Below are 1,201 nucleotides of genomic sequence, written 5' to 3'. Positions count from 1 at the left end.
TAGGGATGGTCTGAAGTAGCCATGTATTTCTGGCTGACTTCAGCCCCCGCCGATTTTGAAAGCGGCGAATCGATCAAAGACGATCAGGTCACCCGCTCATTTCTGCGTTTTTAGCCGCCACGAGCACCTCGCGGCAGCCATTTCCCGCATTACAGGCGCACCTCTCCCGTAGGGGTCAATAAGTGCCGGCGTGCCATCCATAGGTTCGACAAGGCAAACAGCGTCACCAGTTGCGCGGTGTTCTTTGCCAGGCCACGGAAGCGCGTCTTCACATAACCGAACTGCCGTTTGATCACCCGGAACGGGTGCTCGACCTTGGCACGCACCTGGGCCTTGGCCTTCTCGATCTTGCGCTTGGCTTGGTACAAAGGGCTGCGCTTACCCAGCTTCTTGTAGGTACTGCGGCGGGCGGCGATCTGCCAGATGACCTCACGGCCTTCATGTTCAGGGCGTTTCTCGACACCGGTGTAACCCGCGTCGGCACCGACCATGTTTTCCTCGCCGTGCAGCAGTTTGTCGACCTGGGTGATATCCGCCACATTGGCCGCAGTGCCCACCACGCTGTGCACCAGGCCGGACTCATCATCGACACCGATATGGGCCTTCATGCCGAAGTAGTACTGGTTACCCTTCTTGCTCTGGTGCATCTCTGGGTCGCGTTTGCCGTCCTTGTTCTTGGTCGAACTCGGTGCATTGATCAACGTGGCATCGACGATGGTGCCTTGGCGCAACGACAGGCCTCGATCACCCAGATAACCATTGATCACGGCCAGGATGCCGGCAGCCAGTTCGTGTTTCTCCAGCAGGCGACGGAAGTTGAGGATCGTGGTTTCGTCGGGAATGCGCTCCAGGCTCAGCCCGGCAAACTGGCGCAGGATGGTGGTCTCGTACAGCGCTTCCTCCATCGCCGGATCGCTGTAGCCGAACCAGTTCTGCATCAGATGGACGCGCAGCATGGCCATTAACGGATACGCCGGACGGCCACCTTCACCCTTGGGGTAATGCGGCTCGATCAGGGCAATCAAACCCTTCCACGGCACCACCCGATCCATCTCGATCAGGAACAGCTCTTTGCGGGTCTGTTTACGCTTGCCGGCGTACTCGGCATCGGCGAAGGTCATTTGCTTCATCGGAAAACTCGGCGGATGGAGCCCGGGTATTTTGCCAAATTCAGGAAGTCTTTTTCAGACCATCCTTAGCT

General features: G+C 58.1%; 1 protein-coding gene. It reads right to left on the bottom strand.

Features of this window, described 5'->3' with window-relative positions:
• Positions 1 to 149: 149 nt before the first annotated feature.
• Positions 150 to 1,130 (bottom strand): IS5 family transposase, encoded by a 981-nt coding sequence (locus H3H51_RS21100; protein ID WP_183091057.1) that lies wholly within the window; start codon positions 1,128 to 1,130, stop codon positions 150 to 152.
• Positions 1,131 to 1,201 lie beyond the last annotated feature (71 nt).

Source organism: Aquipseudomonas ullengensis (genome assembly GCF_014174475.1).
GTDB lineage: Bacteria > Pseudomonadota > Gammaproteobacteria > Pseudomonadales > Pseudomonadaceae > Aquipseudomonas > Aquipseudomonas ullengensis.
Note: the sequence above shows the minus strand (reverse complement) of the source record. Positions and strands in the feature narration are given on the sequence as shown.

Excerpts from the sequence above, each read along its gene's own strand:
- H3H51_RS21100 (WP_183091057.1), bottom strand. The coding sequence starts at position 1,130 with ATGAAGCAAATGACCTTCGCCGATGCCGAGTACGCCGGCAAGCGTAAA.